Below are 17,988 nucleotides of genomic sequence, written 5' to 3'. Positions count from 1 at the left end.
TTTAAATGTGTGATCGTATTATTTACATACGGCATATCCATTACTGGTTTTAGTCAAGAGGATAATGAAAAAAATGAAATAAAAGTTATTGCCAGAGTCCAAACAGATAAAGTTCTATTGAGATGGGCTGCTACAACACCTTCTTCATGGTTAAGAGGAAATAAATATGGATATTTAATTGAAAGATATACTGTTCTTCGTGATGGAAATTTATTAAATCCTCCAGAAAAAAAGAGTTTAGCTACTGCAATACCGATGCCACTTGAACAATGGAAGGAAGCAGTGGAAAAAAATGATTATGCTGCAATTATGGCACAAGCTTTATATGGAGAAACTTTTGAAGTTGAAGAAACTCAAGGCGGACTCGCGCAGATCATCAATAAATCCAGAGAAATAGAGCAACGATTCTCATTTGCATTATTTGCAGCAGATTTAAACTTTGAAGCTTCAAAAATGGCAGCTCTTGGTTATGAAGATGTGGATATTAAAAATAATGAAGAATATTTATATAAGGTAATTTCTTTAGTTCCAGAAGAATTAATGAAGATAGAACCAGGTATAGTAACTATAAAAATTAAAGAAGCAGAACCTTTACCTGCTCCTATTGATCTAATTGCTGTTCCTGATGATAAAAACATACTACTTACATGGGAGTATGCAATGTTTAAGTCTATCTATAATGCTTATTTTGTAGAACGTTCTGAAAATGGAATAGATTTTAAAAGATTAGGTGGAGATACGCCATTAGTGAATTTAAATGATAAACCAGGCGCTCCTGCGCGTAGAATGTTTTATGTAGATACGTTATCTCAAAATAATAAAACATTTCATTATAGAGTAATAGGGGTTTCCCCTTTTGGAGAGCAAGGAACACCTTCAGAGGTAGTTTCTGCTCAGGGAATTAAAAAATTATCTTCTGTACCTCATATATCTCGTCATGAATTTGATAACAAAGGAGGTGTAATTATAAATTGGGATTTTGCAAAAGAAACTGAAAATGAAATAACAGGTTTTGAACTAAATTGGGCTGCACAGGAAAAAGGGCCTTATAAAGTGGTTAAAACAGGAATTCCAGCAAGTAGTAGAAAAACAACCTATGCAGAACCAGAGCCTTCTAATTACTTTAGAGTTACTGCTCTGGGGAAAAACAACCAAAAGACAACATCACTAACAGCATTTGTGCAAACTATTGATTCAATACCACCCGCCGCACCAATAGGTCTATTAGGTACCGTAGATACATTGGGTTTGGTGAAATTACAATGGGAAGCAAATCTAGAAAAGGATATGTTAGGGTATAGGGTGTTTAGAGGAAATTTGGATAAAGAAGAACTTTCTCAAATTACAATTGATCCAATAAATAGAACTACGTTTATAGATACGGTACAGGTTAAGTCATTGAATAGTAGTGTGTTTTATCAAATAGTTGCTGTGGATAAGCGATTTAATATGTCTGACTATTCTGAAAAATTGCGTTTGAAAAAACCGGATGTAGTTCCTCCTTCATCACCAGTTTTTAAGGGGTATAAAGTTGATCCTAAAGGCATATATTTAAAATGGATAAATAGTACAAGTGATGATGTTGTAGCTCATAAGCTTTTTAGACAACGTATGGATCAATCAGAAAAAGGTTGGCTTCCAATTTTTGAAACAGACACGATAACCCAATATATTGATAGTAATATAGAATCAGGAATTAAATATCGATATGCGATTTTTGCTGAAGATGATAGCGGTTTGCAATCCGTTCCATCAACACCAATAACGATAACAAGTCAGACCTCTACAGATGAAGATTTAATAAAAGGTTTTTCATTGGTTGCGGATAGAGTAAATAAAAATATTTCAATTTCTTGGAGAAAGTTGCCTGAGGATGTCCTTGAAATTACGATATATAAGTCAAAAAAGGATGAGAAACCTATTTTGTTTAAACAGATGCCGAATTCAACAAATAAAGTTATAGATAATTCGATATCTCCTGGTAATACCTATGTGTATAGCCTTAAGGTAATTACAAAACAAGGAAATCATTCTAAAATGAAAACAAAAGAAGTAATTTTCTAGAATATGAAAAGGATTTTAACCATAGTATTTGTAATATTCTTCTGTTCAATGTCTTTTGGACAGCAGACTATAATTAAAATTAATGAGTACGAATATGATTCTTATTATAGAGATCGTCGATGTGGAGAAGAATTACGCCTTAGAGCATATTATCAAGGAGGAGGTTCAGATGATTTCTTATACTTAACAAATGGCCAGCCTAAAGCATTTGAAGGGTCTAGTACAGCTGAAAGAACTTTTACATTAAATGGAATTGTAAACAGGGTAGAACTATATGTTTTTTCCAGCGATGCAAGGGATCAAGTATTTGGTGATACTTGTGATGGAGCAAGAGTAGCACAGGATACAGATGATAGAAATGTACCTCTTAATCCTTGTAGTACAAGAGTTTTAAATGTTTCTGCTTCTAATAGTAGTGACGTTTCTGTTAGTAGTCGTGTTGTAGTTGAGCTTATATCTTTACCTTCAATTGCTAGAGCACCGGGTGCTTCAAATATTGCTGGGTTTGAAGATCCAATTAACATTATAGCTTCTCCTGGTTTTAATAATAGTGTATATAATTGGCAATATGGCTTTCAAACAGGAACAGTTTCTGTACTTTGTGGAATTTTACCTATTCGATTTTGTGATGTTCCTACTTATGATTGGTTTGAATTACCTATCGCAAACACTGCAAATGCTTCTGTTGTTTTAGAAGATTTTTTAACAGAAGATGTTATAGGAAGAGAGATTTTTTTTAGAATTCAATCCTGTGGTCAAGAAGCATCAAATCTAGTAGGATATCAAGTTAGGAAATCGGCACCTCATATTACTGGAATAAGTACTAAAGATGTCACATGTTATGACTCAATAGACGACAGTGGTAATGGAGATGGGGCAATTACCTTAACTTTTGACAGGCCATTAGATCCTGCTAGAGATCAAGTTAACTTTTCTGTCATTGATCTTAGAACTAATAGTGTAGTTAAAAATGATAATAATATTACTTCATTTGGACCTGGGAATACACATACCATTTCAGGGCTTCCTGCAAGTGCAGTTGGTTTTGGATTTCGTGTAGACGTTTTAGGATTCTATAATGGTAGTAATTATTACACCGAAGGTGTAGATCATTTTAGAGATTTTAATATTAACAGACCTTCCCCAGTGGCATTTGTTGGAGAACCTAATGATGATGCAAATAAAGTAGATGTTTGGTGTATCAATGGAAGTGATGGGACTATAGATCTTAGAGCAGAAGGAGGAGTAGGGGGGTATAGATATATTATTCGAAAACCGGGAGAACCTTGGAATGACAACGATGATACCCAATGGATACCGTTCTCAACGCAATTTACTCATACGATAACAGGACTATCCGCAGATACCTATGAAATAAAAATACGGGATGCTAATAAATGTGTTGCAAAAGAACAAATAGATGTAGCAGGAGAAATTAAACTCGGTCCTGAAATTGTAAAGACTGTAATAATAGACGAACCTGATGCGCCTCTTGATTTTGAGTTAACACTAATTAATGAACCAAGAGCTTTTGGATTTGAAGATGGTAGAATAAGAGCAAGAATTTTTGGAGGTACTGCAGAAAGTGATGATACGTATAGATTTGAATGGAGGGATGCTGTAGGAACACTTTTAACAACAACGATTACAAATGTTTTGCCAGGTGATCAAGGATATGAGGTAATACTTCATTCTATTGGAAAAGGAATATATAGTTTAAGTGCTTGGGATGCTAATTTTGATTCTGCAACAGATAAAAATGGTTGTTTCTTCATCAATGCGGATTATAATTTAGGAGAACCTAATCCTCTAGAAGTAACTATTAATATTGATAACCCTATTTCATGTCATATAGAGAATGAATATAGTGATGGTGTTGATTTTAATGCTCCTTTTGGTATACCAGATCAATTTCAGGATGGAGCATTAATTGCTACAGTAACAGGTGGAGTTCCTTTTGATAAAACAAGTGGTAATACCACAGGGCAATGTAGAACACCATTTAGAAGGTATTGCTATCGATGGAAAAAGAATGTGGGGGGTGTATGGCAAGATATTCCTGTGAATGATAGTATTATAACCTATCAAAGCGTAGGTACATATGCACTTAATATCGAAGATAGTAATGGAATTGTCTTAGGAAGATATGAGTCATTTACAGATACTGACGGTTCGCGAGAGTATAGAATTGTAGAAGAAATTGATAGTACTAGATATTTGCCACAACCAGATAAATTAGGAATTTCATTTACTAGTTCTGTTGTTACCTGTGCAAATGGAGACGATGCGCAAGCTACAGCATTGGTTGTAGGAGGAACAACACCATATACTTATGAATGGAGTAATGGCGAAACAACAGCGACAATTGATAACCTTATTGCGGGTACATATATAGTTTTTGTAACCGATGGTAAAGGATGTCAAATAGAAGGTAGTATCAAGATAGAACAGCCTAATGGGCTGGAAATAACCGCAACAACAGCAGTCTCACCTACTTGTTTTGAAGGAGATGACGGTAGAATAGAAGTAGATATTACAGGAGGTAATCCACCTTATACTTATAAATGGAATACAGGAACAGAATCAACTTCTATTAATGGTTTATCATCAGGTACATATAGAATAGAAGTAATTGATAGGAAGGGGTGTAAAGCTTTTTATGAAGAAACACTTGTTGATCCGGATCCAGTTGTAGTAAATATGGAGGATAAGCGTTCCCTTTGTGGTAACCAATCACTTAATCTAGATATTGCTATTGATGATTCTGGTGCTGTATATTCATGGTCTAGTGAAAATGGTTTTACAAGCTCAGAAAGTAGTGTCGAGATTACCGAATCAGGCAGATATATTGCTACAATTACCAGTAGTCTGGGCTGTATTGGAATTGGAGAAATAGATGTTGAAGTCTTTGATGTTCCAATTGATTCAGATTTTTTATTAACTACACAGGCCTATAGTAAGGAAGAGGTGATATTAGTCAATGTAAGTGAGCCTATGGGAGAAAAAGTAGAGTGGACCATACCAGAAGGAGTTGAAATCGTTTCTGAAAGTGATGAGAAATTGGTGCTTAAATTTGAACAAGAAGGCGCTTATGATATTAATTTGAGATCGTTTCAATTAGATTGTTATGAGGATTTTACAAAAACAATTTTGGTACAACCGGCATTAGAAAGCCCAGAAGTATTTGCATCTCAAGGAGAATTTATAGAAGAATTTATAGTGTACCCTAACCCAAATAATGGAACTTTTCAAACAAAAATAAGTCTAGCTGAGGAATCTAATATCAAATTAAAAATTGTGAATCTTATATCGGGAGCAACGATGGATGAAAGAACAGAAAAGAATAATATAGACTTTTTATTAGATTATTCTCTTGCATTACCAACGGGCGTATATTTAATGTTATTAGAAACACCGAAAGGATCAGAAACACGTAAATTGGTATTTGAATGATTTTTTCAATTTTTTTACACTTAATATAAGAGATCTTTTATACGATGAATAAAATAAGATTTATATTAATGATACTAGTGTTTACTCTCTATGGCTGTGCCAAAGAAGAGGCAGTACCTGTCATTGTAGATTTCGAATTTGATGTGTTTAATGATGATTTTTCAATTCCGGTGCAAGTAGTGTTCTTTAATAAAACAGAAGGAGGAGAGGATTATGAATGGACTTTTGAAGGAGGAGTGCCATCAAGATCGGTGAACCGTAATCCAGGAGTGATACAATATGAAGCAAAAGGAACATATACTATAGAATTAACAGCTAGTAATCAGGATGGGTCAATGGATACCAAGATATTAGAAATTCAAATAGATGATCCTGTATTAATTGATTTTGAAGTAACAAATTTGGTAGATAATTTTTCTCCAGCAACATTTAGTATTCAAAATAATTCTTCAGGAGCCGACAGTTTTTCTTGGACATTCGAAGGAGGAACTCCGGCAAATTCTTCTAGTGAAAATCCAGGTGAAGTTGTATTTACAGAACCAGGTGATCATGAAATAACTTTGGAGATAAGTAATGGAAGGGAGACATATAGTCAACAAAAAACAATTACAGTAGCGCCATTTTTAGTTCCTGATTTTGATTTTGAAATAGCTTTTGATGATGATGATCTTCAAATACCCGTAAGAATACAGTTTGAAAATAAGTCAATAAGTGCAACCTCATATCAATGGGAATTTCAAGGAGCTAATGTATTAACATCCAATGATGAAAACCCCGAGGTTGTTTTCAATCAAACGGGATCAAAAACCATTACTTTGACAGCTTTAAACGGGAAAGAAACAAAATCACTTAGTAAAGAGATTTCATTTTTCACGAACACTAACCTTAGAGAATTAAATGATATTAGGTTAGGAATAAACACAGCGCATACTTCTAATACTACAGGTAGTTTTTATAGTATAGCGGATCGAACAGTGTACACAGCAGAAGAAATTACTACGGCGATATCAGAACGTATTGATATTGTGTTTTTTGGACTAAGTAGTACATTTGTACGTAATCGTTTTGTGAGCCCTGATGAGTTGTCAGGAACAACATTTGATGCTTTGCAAAATCCTAAGAGTACAATTTTTATAAATTCTCAAGAACTATGTGGTTGTTCTGCTTCATTATCGGTTGCTCAATTTGATGCGATGCAAGATGATACTTTATTAAGCAGCTTGCTGATAGAAGAAACTCCAGGTGGACTTCAGGATTTTGATAATAGTGTATTGCCAAGAATTGTTCTTTTTCAGACTCAAGAAGGAAAAAAAGGAGCAATAAAGATTAAGAACTTTGTCAATGATGGACAAAACTCTTTCATCTCCGTAGATATTAAAGTCCAAAAAGAATAATTGATTTTTATGGATCTAAGTATAATAAATAGGATAAAAAAATCATGTATGTTTACAAAATATAGATGCATAATAGCACTTGTTGTTTTAATGTTTTCCTATGTGGCACAGGCGCAAGTTTTTCCTGTAAATGTTACTCCTCAAGTAATACCACCATATAGTTTAAAACTATCAGAGTATAGTACTTCTGTTACAGATAAGTTAATACTTAATTTATTATTGACTGATATTACAGAATCAAATCGTCAGGTTAATCTTAAATTCTATGTAGAAAATAATGCAGGACTATCTATCCAAAGTAACGATGTTGTTATTGGAGCAAATCCAATATTTTTAGATGGGGGAGTGCCATTACGTCTTAGTAATATTGATCTACAACCCTATTTTCAGCTTCAAAACCTGAGAGGAATTAATCCACAACAATATAGTATTCCTTTGCCAGAAGGATTATATCGTTTTTGTTTTGAAGTATATGATGCACAATCCGGACAACAAATTTCACGAAAAAGTTGTACTGCAGTTTATTTGGTACTAAATGATCCGCCTTTTTTAAATATTCCTAATAGAGGAGAACAAGTATTAATGCGAGATCCTCAAAATATTATTTTTCAATGGACTCCTCGCCATCTTAACGCAACTAATGTAGAATATGAATTTACTTTAGCAGAAATTTGGGATAACCAGATGGATCCTCAGGCAGCTTTTTTAGCGAGCCGACCCTTGTATCAGACGAATACTTTTGCTACGACATTGTTGTATGGACCAGGCGAGACGCCACTTTTACCAGATAAGACATATGGATGGCGCGTAAGGGCAATGGTTAGTGATGGAATTAGTGAAACTTCGGTTTTTAAAAATGATGGATATAGTGAAATATACTATTTTACATATACTGGTAGTTGTGGAGAGCCAGAATATATTCTTGCAGAGGCTAAAAGCACTACTTCAGAAAAAATTCTTTGGCAAGGTGTAGAACATTTAAGATATAATGTGCAATACCGTAAAAAAGATACAGAAAATGCAATTTGGTTTGAAAATGGAACTATAAATGAAAATACTACGATTTATAATCTCGAACCAGGTACTACTTATGAATTTAGAGTAGGAGGGCAATGTCTTGATAATGGTCCATATACCTATTCTCAAATTTATCAATTTACAACTACAATTACCTCTGATGAAACATCTACTTATAATTGTGGTATAACCCCTGAGATTGTAATTACTAATCAAGACCCTTTAGAACAACTAGTGGTAAATGAAGTGTTTACTGCAGGGGATTTCCCAGTAAAAGTTAAAGAAGTAGAAGGAGCAAACGGATCTTTCTCTGGTTGGGGATATATCGTTGTTCCGTATTTGCAAGATACCAGACTTAAAGTAAGTTTTGACGGTATTCGCATTAATACAGATTACCAGTTAATGGATGGTGTAGTTGTGACTGATTATGATGAAAATTGGGGAGGGGTAGACGATATTCAGAATGAAATTGATGCGGTTATAGATCTTACTGAAAGTATTTTGGATGTGTTAGAAGATGTTGCAGATAAAATTAGAGAAGGAGAATTGACTGGAGAAGATATTGATGCTTTATTGGATAAGATAAATGGAGATTTACCAGCAGATGAGATAGCAGATGTAAGAGAGTTGAGTGATCAGGTAAGTACTCTTGAAGATGATTTGGCAGCAGCAGAAACAGAAGAAGAAAAAGAAGAAATACAAAATCAAATCGATGCTTTAAATGAAGAGATAGCCGATAAACTGGATGAGGTTAAGGATAAGATTTCTGATTTAATTATTAAGGCAATAGAAAAGTATTACAGACAAAATAAATCACAAGAATCAAATTTATTAAGTGCATATGAAGAAATTTATAATTTAGGAGCTTCTTCATCTGATACGACAACACAAGAAGAAGATAATGTAGATGGCGAGTTTGAATTTGAATTCGAAGGAGAGGCTGAAATCAGCAATGTTCCAGAAGAGTTTACTCAAGCTTTTGATGTTCAGGAGAAGTTTCATCTTTATTTCTTTTCTAAGGCTATTGCAGAAAATAAAGAGGATAAAGAAACGATTAAAGAGTTTATCACTAAAGCTTTGGAAACAGACATTGATTTACCTAAAATTTTAAAGAAATCTCAGGATGATGGAGATTCTGAAATTGAGACGATAGAAACTCTTATGGAATCTGTAGAAAAAGCACTAAAAGGCTTAATCGATAAGTATAAATATAATTATCTGGAACAATAGTAGATTATGCAGATACATAATAATAAAGAGTATTCATTACCAAATAATTTGAAACTTATCATTTATGGTAGGAACTCTGAGCATAAACATCCAAAAAATGCGGCAGTCTATTACGAAGATAATACTTTGAAATCTTGGATAGAAGCACCATATTTTAAATCAGATAAAATGATACATGGTATTAAAAATGAAGAACATTCAAGACAAGGAAGAGATGTTTGGATTATTCATCCGCATAAGGAAAAAGTGAAAAATTTTTTGGGAAAGGTTCTTGAAGAAAAGCCTCAACAAGGCTTTTTAGATGCTTTTAAGGGGATGAAAATAACAGAAGGAAAGGAATATGCAGAAATGATGATTTCTGATAGTGGAATGTATTTTGAATTACAATATTTAGACCTTGAAACCTGTCAATTTATAAAGTTGGTAAATTGGGGAGGGAGATTTTAAAATTAAGATTTTTAGAAAACTATGATATATAAAAAGTTTACTATGTCTATATACTATACGAAAACAATGCTTAGATTTTTTTGCACGGTATTATTCTTTTTGGGTATACAGTCAATTGTTTTTGCAAACGATAAAGGACCATCAGCTAAAACGGTTGATTTTAAAACTATAGAAGAAGTAAATGTTGGTATTTCCAATCAATTAGAGTTCTTAATAGACTACAATAAAAAAAACGAAGCAAATAATAAAAGTGATAAAAATTGGTATGTTTATATTGTAGGAGATGATACCTTTAATCCAGCACTCCTTTCTGGTTATGTAGAAAATCAATTAGATTTAACCGATATTGGAGTAAGTAATACTCCATTAAAAATAGAAGAACTTAATCAAAAACTTATTGAAGTCAATGAAAAATTGACAAATGTTGGCAAACCGGTAATCTATTATGGGGTAGCAAATCGAAAAAAAGCTATTGCGGCGCCTTTTTTTCCATTTAGAGATAAATACAAAGTTTCATCTTCTTCCACAACAGAACTTAGGGATTATTACAAAAAGGCATTTGACAGTCCGGTAAAGACAGATAATTCTGAAGCCGCAGGAAAAACGTATGAAACGCTAAAGGAGTTTTTTAAGAAAAATGGAGAAGCTGATAAAAACAAAAAAGCTCTTATACAACAAACTTTAAGTAAAGGAGGGGCAAAGGCTATTGCATTATCACGATATTATTTTGCTATCTTAAAAGGAGGTAAAGGGAAAGAAGGTAGTAAAGCAAATATTTCCTGGTGGTCATTTAAAAACTACTTACTTGGGGATGATGTCAAAAAAATAGATGGGGATTTACTTAAGGCTCATTTTGCAAACCTTTCAAGTACGAGTGGTGATAAAAATCATAAAAGAATTAATGCCTGGTATAATTACCTAACAGATGCAGATCTTCCAGAATCTCAATTTTTAGAAGAGATTCTCAAAGGAATGATTAATAACAGTAAATGCAGTAGCCTGAGCAGTGAAGAAGGAAAAAGTCAAAAAGCTAAGTTTATTGCAGCTGTTAATACCGAAAATATTGATGAAATTGTTGATGCGACCAGACGCTTATGTTCTAACGTATTAAAGGATGTCGAATATTCGGTAGTAATAAAAGCAATTAGAAGTATTGCTAAAGAAACCATAAAAGAGAAACAAGAGGCAGTTGTATTATATCTTTTACATAATATAAAGAGTGCTAATTATAAAAGTTTGTTTGCGGATTTTAAAGAAGATAACAATAAACTTTTTTTAACGCTCATAGAGGAGATGGATGATAGATCCATTAATCCTTTTGATGGAGATAACTATACTTCGTTTTTAGGAGAGCTTATGTATATATGCACCCAAAATAGCAGTGCTTATTTGAAATCTGAAAGAGCGTTTCTTGTTGATGTTTTGTATGAGTATTTTAAGAAGACTGCAGGAGAAACGATTAGACCATATTATGTAGTTCCTACATTGAAGAAAATTATATCTTTCAATCCAAATGAAGTAGATGCCAATTTTCATAATTATTTGAAAGGAACGAATAATGATTACAGTAATTTATTAAAAATTGTAGATGTTGTTACCTCAAACGTTAATTCAAATCATATTAAAGAAAATTTAAGGATATTTGGAGACAGCTTAGGAGAATTGTTTGCGACTAGAGATGATCCGGAAGCGTTTAAAAAAATGCTGGATATATCCTTCTTTAGTACACCAACCTTTCTAAATCTAGATCCTGTACAAAGAGAAATAGTTAGGGCTTTAACGTTTAGAATGTTTAATTATATTCCTGAAAATAACAAGGCGATTTATGATTTTTTAATTGCTGGTGATGAACCTCTCGGAAACTTCAAGAAAATAATTAAAAATTCTAATGACAATGATTATAATTTATATTCTGACATATTTTATGATGGAGTAACTAAAATTCTTGATAAAAACAATGCGGTAGATATAAGAATCGAGCTTGCTAAATGGGCAATTGATAAAGATGCAAGCGTTCTGGCATTAACAGATATCGAAGAACAATTAGTTGTAAATATTTTTAACAATCTTTCTTCAAAAGAAGACAAAAAAACTGTTTATAATTTTCTTACGTATGATGATGGTGATGTTAATACAGGTGTAAAGAATTTTGAATATTTAAAAAAATGTACAGATCAAGGAGTGTTAAGTTCTAGTAGTTTAATGAGCTCTTTTATTTCTGATTATGCTAAACTATTAAGTGAAGATGGTATTGGTGTAGTACAAGATAGATTAGATTTATTACAATATGCTTTAGATAAAGGAGATGATAGTATATTTTTAAATGATACAGAAAGTCTTATAGGTTATATTTTTGACAATCTCCATGATAATTTTGAAGATGCAGAAACCATTCTTAATGCATTAAAAGGGACAGATAATAATTATACTCTTTTTTCCAAAATATGGACAGTCCTTAAAGGTTCAAGTATTACAGAAATTTGGAACACAGATAATCGGTACGCAACAAATTTCATTTTACAACTATCAAAAATTATGCAAAAAGCATATGGTGATCCTAACAAAGAATTGTCAAATGATATAAAAGACCATATGATGGCTGAAGTAGATTATCTATCGGCCAAAACGAGTAAGATTCCAAAAATAGATATAGACAATGCTACAGAGCGATATTTCCCTATGGCGCGTAATGGAAACTTTACAGACAATGTAGGAAATAGTCTCAATGATTATGAATATAGTTCTAACATTGTACTTACCTCTAATTCTGCTTCTGTAAGTGTAAATCTAGCAATCCAGAATGAAGGTAAAAATAGTAAGACAATAATTGAAACTGATAAATTAAAACCATTAGATTTTGTAATTGTCGAGTTTCTTGCTGATACAGAAATCACTAGGGAGGTTGAGTTTAAAAAAGGCACAGTCATAGTAGTACCTGCAATGTACTTGGCATGGATGAGCAATAATATAGATGCCCAACAAAATGGAGTTTTAGGTAGAGTTATTCTAGATGCAGTTGTTATAGCTGGTTCTGCGGCCACTTTTATACCTTCTGGAGGTACTTCTGTTGCTTTTGCAGCAAAGTTTTTGGCAGGAGCCGAAATTGTTTTTGCTGCAACAGACATTGTTATTGCCGTTAATGAAAAAGATTTAAAAGAAGCTATGGGAGATGATTTTGTAGAGGGTGTAGAAACTGCAAACATGATTTTTGGAATAGCCACATTACCAGCAGCAGTTCCAGGTATTGTTAAAATAGCTCAGAAAACGACAAGTGGTATCAAAAATATAAGTTTGGCTAGTAAAAGTGCTCTTACAAAGTTTGTAAGCGATATCCCATCTTTCAAAGGACATAAGATAGATTTTAATGGAGCAAAGCTTATAGAATCACTTAAAAATATAAAAGCACAAACTCCAGCAAAATTTAATGAGGAGTTGAAGAAGGTAAAAGATTTATTAGCAAGACAAAGAATTAAACTTAACAATATTCCTTCCGCTGCCAGACAAAAATATCAGAAGATTTATGATCAGGCCTTGGCATTGAAAAAGGCTTTTGATGCCGTAGATAATACAGCAGATTTTGTAAGAGGTGTTACAAAAGAAAAATTCTTAGCTTCAGTTGATGAATTCGCTCAAAACCCCACATTAGGAGATGAGGCTTGGGTACATTTTAGTAATAGTGATTGGACAAAGCTAGAGAACTTGATGACCTCTAATAATTTAAATGGGGGATGGCCTCCTTTTAATGGATCAAAGGGAGATGTTATTGCCAAAACTGGTTCTGATATTGCTCAAGAAACTAAATTTTATGATAGATTTCAAGGTCCAGGGGATATAAGTGGAGAATTTGCAAGCCCTGTGTATGGAAATGAAAAAATAGGAGATTTATCATTTACATACGATTCTAGAGCACTGAAATATGATATTGGAGAAGGGACTCACTATATCAAATTTGAATTTGTACAAGCTCCACCACCAAACCTTAAATTTGAATTTTCTGAAGTGATGCCGTGGTTTGGTAAAACAGGACTTGGAGATCAGGTCAAATCATCGATGTCTCTAAAAGAATTGGCAGATAGAAATATTATAAAAATCGTAGAACGCATGGAATTTAAAGGTGGTAAATGGGTTAAGGTAATAGATAATACATCTTCTGCTGCTCGCGCAGATAATATTATTAACAAAATCAAACAAGTCGTTAATTTACCAGATTGTAATTAAATGAAAATCTTAAATAATATAAATTCTTATACGTATTATGATCAGGATGATAAGATAGATCAAGCGTTAGTTAAAGAAAGATTTATTGCTCCTAACCCTATTGGTTGGGTTAGTAAACAATTGATCAGTTTTAGTATTGGACAAAATGAAATTACCCTCGATCTCACTGGAAATTTTGATACAGAAAACTTTGTATTAAACAATACGGCTTTTGATGAAGATGTGCTCATTTTGTTTTCTAAGATATTTGATTTAGAGCTGTTTAAAGATCCAATTTCTGGTTATGTAAGTTTGGGAATCGAAAAACACCAAACATTAAAGGTAATTATTAAGGAGATAAATGATATCACTGTTGCAACTGTATTTGACTATACAGATGGTGGAGGAAGACAACCAGCATCTATGTATGTTCATGGTATTTGGCAAGTGATGTTGGATCATTAAAAGTATAAAACAAATGAAAAGATTAATCAAATCAATAGTAGTATTTTGTCTAATTGGAATAATTGGATTAGAAAATACGTATGCTTCTACAGAGGATTGCTTAAGTAATGATTGTTTATCCGCGTTACTTAAATCTGATTTGCTTGGGGCAAATTCTGATGAGGTTTTTAAATATTTTGATGATTTCCCAGAACAAGCATTTAAGTCCTGGAAATCGATGAAAGATTTTCCTGGTGTTAGAATTGATTTAGATCATTTACAAACCTTATCAAAAGTGAGTGATAGATTTACTTTTGCTAATAAAACAGGGTATGAAGGTTTAACAGAACTTTTTAAAATAGCTAAAACATCTAATGTAGATGCTGTATTGGAAGGACTTAAAAAGGCTGATGAAATTTTTGATACTTCTTTACCTGTAATCATTAGTGCAAAAAAGTCAGGATCTCAAATTTTTGCAAATGTAACAGATGGAGATGGTAATCTAGTGTGTAGAATTGTTGGCGGTAAACTATCAAAAAAACAAATTATTCCTGATGGAACAAAAGTGGGGAAATATGACGGTCTTGATATCGTACAAAGTGGTAACAGAGTTGGTTTCCTAGAGGAAGTGAATTGGGCTACTACTGGTGATTTATATAAAGACGCAAAATTAGGAGCTGAAATAGGTGGCGGAGCAGGAGCAAATAAAAAAGTATTTATCATAGATGACGGTAATAATGATAAGGTAATTGCTCTTTTACGAGAAGGTAAAAATGTAAATGTACTTAATAGTGAAGTGGAAGCGCTTCAACAATTATCAAATAGAGGGTTTCCAGTAGTCGAAATCATTGAGAAAACGGTCCATATTAATCCAACGACAAAAATAGGGACGCCCGCTATCGTGATGAAAAAGTATGCAAAGGGTTCAGAACAAATTGTAGATGTTTTTGGAGATGAGATTAAAATAATAGCCGATGCAGATGCCTTAAAAGTAGTTACGGATAAGAGTATCGATGATCTCAATGCTATAAAGCAAATGATGATTGATAAAAATGTATCAATCGATGATTTACAATTTTTAATTGGTTCTGATGGTCGTTTCGTTATAGCAGATCCTGTTGGAGCTAATTTTGCGAGCACACCATCGAAAGTTAATTTAGATCTTATAGACGAATTGATTAATCAGGTTAGAAAAGTTGTGGGTAATACCTCTAGTACTGGGGTTAAGTTAATAGATAAGATTGATGATTCGTATGCTTCTTTAAAAGGTTGGATTGGGAGTCTAGATGATGTGACGGATGCTAACTTATTAAATAAACTAGATGAAATTGGAAGTGATTATTGGAAACTCCTGGATAAAGATTTACTTTCAGCAAGTAATGGATCAGAATTAAGAGGCTTGCTTAAAACAGCAGAGGATATTGATGCATGGAAATTGTTAAAGGAAAATCCAGCTTATGCTTTTGAAATTTCTAAAAATGGAGGATCTCTATGGACAAAATGGTCAAAAGCTAATTTCTTTAAGGTGGTAACTAAAAAAGGAAAAGATTTCGAAGCACTTATTACAGGGCTAATAAAAACAAAAGAACCATTTAAAACCTTATTTCAAAATGGCTATAAGCATCTAACCCAGATATATATAAAAGGAACTTCTAAAGTAGTTATTGCAGATGATTTATTTGTTACAAAGCAGTTTGATGAAATTTTAGAAATAGACTATTTTAGAGCTGTGATTAATGATAGTAAATTAAGTAAAGGTTCCCCTTGGACACCTAACCAAAAAAGTGAATTGATAGATGTGTTTAAAAACAATCCTAACAAAAAGTATATTAAATTTGAAGTAAGAAGTACTAAAGGAGAGTTAAATAAGTTTGATTTACCTGATGAATCTTTTGTTCAGGGAGTTGAGATTAGAATTTATAGAGAAGATGTATTTAAAATTATTAGTGATGGAAATGATAGTTTTGGAGAAGTTTTAGATATGAATAAATTAAATTTTAAATAAATAATGAATTCAGAAGTTGTATACAAGGAGTTGTTAAATCTTTTTGAAGAACAAAAAATAAATGATTTTCAAGGTAGTTTTGATAAACATGGAGGAGAATTTATAAAAAAAAATAATAAACATTTTTTTACGTTTGGATACAGTATTACAGAGGATTATAAAGTAGTGAACAATGATGCTAAAAATTTTGTTGTTATTCATAGGTTTTGGCTTCATACCGCTTTCCCGGAATTAGAAAAAATAGTTCATCCTATTCTGTCTAAAAATGGTCTTTTCGGAACAGAGATTACTTATCAGGAGGTTTATAGTTCTTTTAGTGTTGAAACTAATTTCAGAAATATTCTTCCTAACGAAGGTGTACAAATAGAAAAAATAGAAGAACTAGAGAAAATAAAAGAAAGTTTTATGAAGTTTTTTCATGAAGATGCACTTCCTTTTTTTAACCATTGGCATAGTTTACCTGTTCTTAATGAATATATGCAACAAGATTCTTCTAGGGAGTTTTTGAGTAATTTATTAGGAACTCTTCATCAATTTAAAAAAGCTACGATTCTTAAATTATGTAATGACCCATCTTATTACGAATTTATGGATTCTTTTTACAACAAAAGAAAAATTATTTTTGAAGAATATCCTGAAGAAAAAGTTGCTGAACAATATTATAAAGCTTCAAAAGAACTTAAAGAAGTATTAGATAATACAGAACCTATTTATAATATGAGTAATTCCTGATTTCTGATTTTTATTATATAAAACATTATAAATGAACACTATAATTTAAAGATCAACATAAAGAAATTACCAATAGGAGTATATTTAATGAATACAATAAAATACTATTAGAAGACGTTCTTTTTTTTTACTTTTGACCCACTAATTAAATACGTAAACTTAAAACCTTATTAAATATGAAAAAGCCTTTTTTATTATGTATCCTACTTGTAGCAATAGCATTTACTTCTTGTAAAAATGACGATGATGATAAGATCAATAACTCTATAGTAGGTGCTTGGAAATTAGCCAATGCAACTGATACTGATGGTGCTCCAATTAATCTGCTGGATTGCGAGAAAAATACAATATATACTTTTACTGATAATACTTTTAGTCAAAGAAATTTTGAAGCAAATCAGGATAGAACAGATTGTTTGCCTGTAGTAGAAAGTTCTGCTAGTTATAGAACTAATGGGGATAAAATTGAGTTTCTTGATGCCCAAGGTGCAGTAATTACATCAACTGAATCACAATTTACTTTTTCTGTAGCAGCAGACAAATTAGAAATAATAGACACAGATCCTTCGACTGGAAATGTCGTTATAGAAAGGTCTTTTGATAGACAATAATCATATTGATTTTTGTTACTAATAAAGTATCTGTCAAAATAAAAAACCACTCTATAATAGAGTGGTTTTTTATTTTGACTTTTGAGAGATAGAGTTTATCGTTCTAATATATACGAAATCAAAGCGAATATAAATTGATTCTATAATAAATATATAGAATCAAATACTTTTGATATCATGACTTGTTCATAGAAATAAACAAGAAATGTTTTTAGTAATATAATAAAGAAAAACAGGATTCATTTATAGGTGGATAATTCGGTTTGATTTGTGCCACTGATTTCGGAGCTATAGTGCCAGTAATTTCAGTTCAAACTGTGCCACTTTTTACAGTTCGAATTGTGCCAATGTAAATTGAGTCGAGTTAATTTCGGTTCTAATTGTGCCACATTTC

General features: G+C 32.3%; 10 protein-coding genes. All 10 read left to right on the top strand.

Annotated features, from left to right (window positions below; translation table 11 throughout):
- The first annotated feature begins 9 nt into the window (after nucleotides 1-9).
- Nucleotides 10-2,064: a fibronectin type III domain-containing protein gene (locus FOF46_RS22105; RefSeq protein WP_235011001.1), complete on the top strand. Its 2,055-nt coding sequence runs from the start codon at nucleotides 10-12 to the stop codon at nucleotides 2,062-2,064.
- Nucleotides 2,065-2,067: 3 nt separating this feature from the next.
- On the top strand, nucleotides 2,068-5,517 hold the full coding sequence (locus FOF46_RS22100; RefSeq protein ID WP_143917954.1) for a T9SS type A sorting domain-containing protein: 3,450 nt from the start codon (nucleotides 2,068-2,070) through the stop codon (nucleotides 5,515-5,517).
- Between the two features lie 44 nt (nucleotides 5,518-5,561).
- Entirely contained in the window at nucleotides 5,562-6,911 is a 1,350-nt protein-coding gene (locus FOF46_RS22095; RefSeq protein WP_143917953.1) for a PKD domain-containing protein, read from the top strand.
- A gap of 48 nt (nucleotides 6,912-6,959) precedes the next feature.
- Nucleotides 6,960-9,158 (top strand): fibronectin type III domain-containing protein, encoded by a 2,199-nt coding sequence (locus FOF46_RS22090; protein WP_167571912.1) that lies wholly within the window; start codon nucleotides 6,960-6,962, stop codon nucleotides 9,156-9,158.
- Between the two features lie 6 nt (nucleotides 9,159-9,164).
- A complete protein-coding gene (locus FOF46_RS22085) occupies nucleotides 9,165-9,605 on the top strand; it encodes a hypothetical protein (protein ID WP_143917951.1) in 441 nt (146 codons plus the stop codon).
- Between the two features lie 66 nt (nucleotides 9,606-9,671).
- Nucleotides 9,672-13,823 carry a hypothetical protein gene (locus FOF46_RS22080; RefSeq protein ID WP_143917950.1) on the top strand — a complete coding sequence of 1,384 codons (4,152 nt, stop codon included), beginning with the start codon at nucleotides 9,672-9,674 and terminating at the stop codon, nucleotides 13,821-13,823.
- Entirely contained in the window at nucleotides 13,824-14,267 is a 444-nt protein-coding gene (locus tag FOF46_RS22075; protein WP_143917949.1) for a hypothetical protein, read from the top strand.
- Nucleotides 14,268-14,280: 13 nt separating this feature from the next.
- The gene (locus tag FOF46_RS32660) at nucleotides 14,281-16,251 is read left to right on the top strand and encodes a hypothetical protein (RefSeq protein ID WP_244299712.1); all 1,971 of its coding nucleotides are present in this window, start codon (nucleotides 14,281-14,283) and stop codon (nucleotides 16,249-16,251) included.
- Between the two features lie 3 nt (nucleotides 16,252-16,254).
- The gene (locus tag FOF46_RS22065; RefSeq protein ID WP_143917948.1) at nucleotides 16,255-16,983 is read left to right on the top strand and encodes a hypothetical protein; all 729 of its coding nucleotides are present in this window, start codon (nucleotides 16,255-16,257) and stop codon (nucleotides 16,981-16,983) included.
- A 176-nt stretch (nucleotides 16,984-17,159) separates the two neighbouring features.
- A complete protein-coding gene (locus FOF46_RS22060) occupies nucleotides 17,160-17,594 on the top strand; it encodes a lipocalin-like domain-containing protein (RefSeq protein ID WP_143917947.1) in 435 nt (144 codons plus the stop codon).
- Nucleotides 17,595-17,988: the final 394 nt, after the last annotated feature.

The sequence above is a fragment of the Aquimarina algiphila genome (assembly GCF_007489275.1).
Lineage (GTDB): Bacteria > Bacteroidota > Bacteroidia > Flavobacteriales > Flavobacteriaceae > Aquimarina > Aquimarina algiphila.
This window is presented reverse-complemented; position numbering and strand designations above follow the sequence as displayed.

Bases quoted from the DNA above. Each gene is read 5' to 3' on its own strand.
- FOF46_RS22100 (WP_143917954.1), top strand. From the start codon at position 2,068: ATGAAAAGGATTTTAACCATAGTATTTGTAATATTCTTCTGTTCAATG.
- FOF46_RS22095 (WP_143917953.1), top strand. From the start codon at position 5,562: ATGAATAAAATAAGATTTATATTAATGATACTAGTGTTTACTCTCTAT.
- FOF46_RS22090 (WP_167571912.1), top strand. From the start codon at position 6,960: ATGTTTACAAAATATAGATGCATAATAGCACTTGTTGTTTTAATGTTT.
- FOF46_RS22085 (WP_143917951.1), top strand. From the start codon at position 9,165: ATGCAGATACATAATAATAAAGAGTATTCATTACCAAATAATTTGAAA.
- FOF46_RS22080 (WP_143917950.1), top strand. From the start codon at position 9,672: ATGCTTAGATTTTTTTGCACGGTATTATTCTTTTTGGGTATACAGTCA.
- FOF46_RS22075 (WP_143917949.1), top strand. From the start codon at position 13,824: ATGAAAATCTTAAATAATATAAATTCTTATACGTATTATGATCAGGAT.
- FOF46_RS32660 (WP_244299712.1), top strand. From the start codon at position 14,281: ATGAAAAGATTAATCAAATCAATAGTAGTATTTTGTCTAATTGGAATA.
- FOF46_RS22065 (WP_143917948.1), top strand. From the start codon at position 16,255: ATGAATTCAGAAGTTGTATACAAGGAGTTGTTAAATCTTTTTGAAGAA.
- FOF46_RS22060 (WP_143917947.1), top strand. From the start codon at position 17,160: ATGAAAAAGCCTTTTTTATTATGTATCCTACTTGTAGCAATAGCATTT.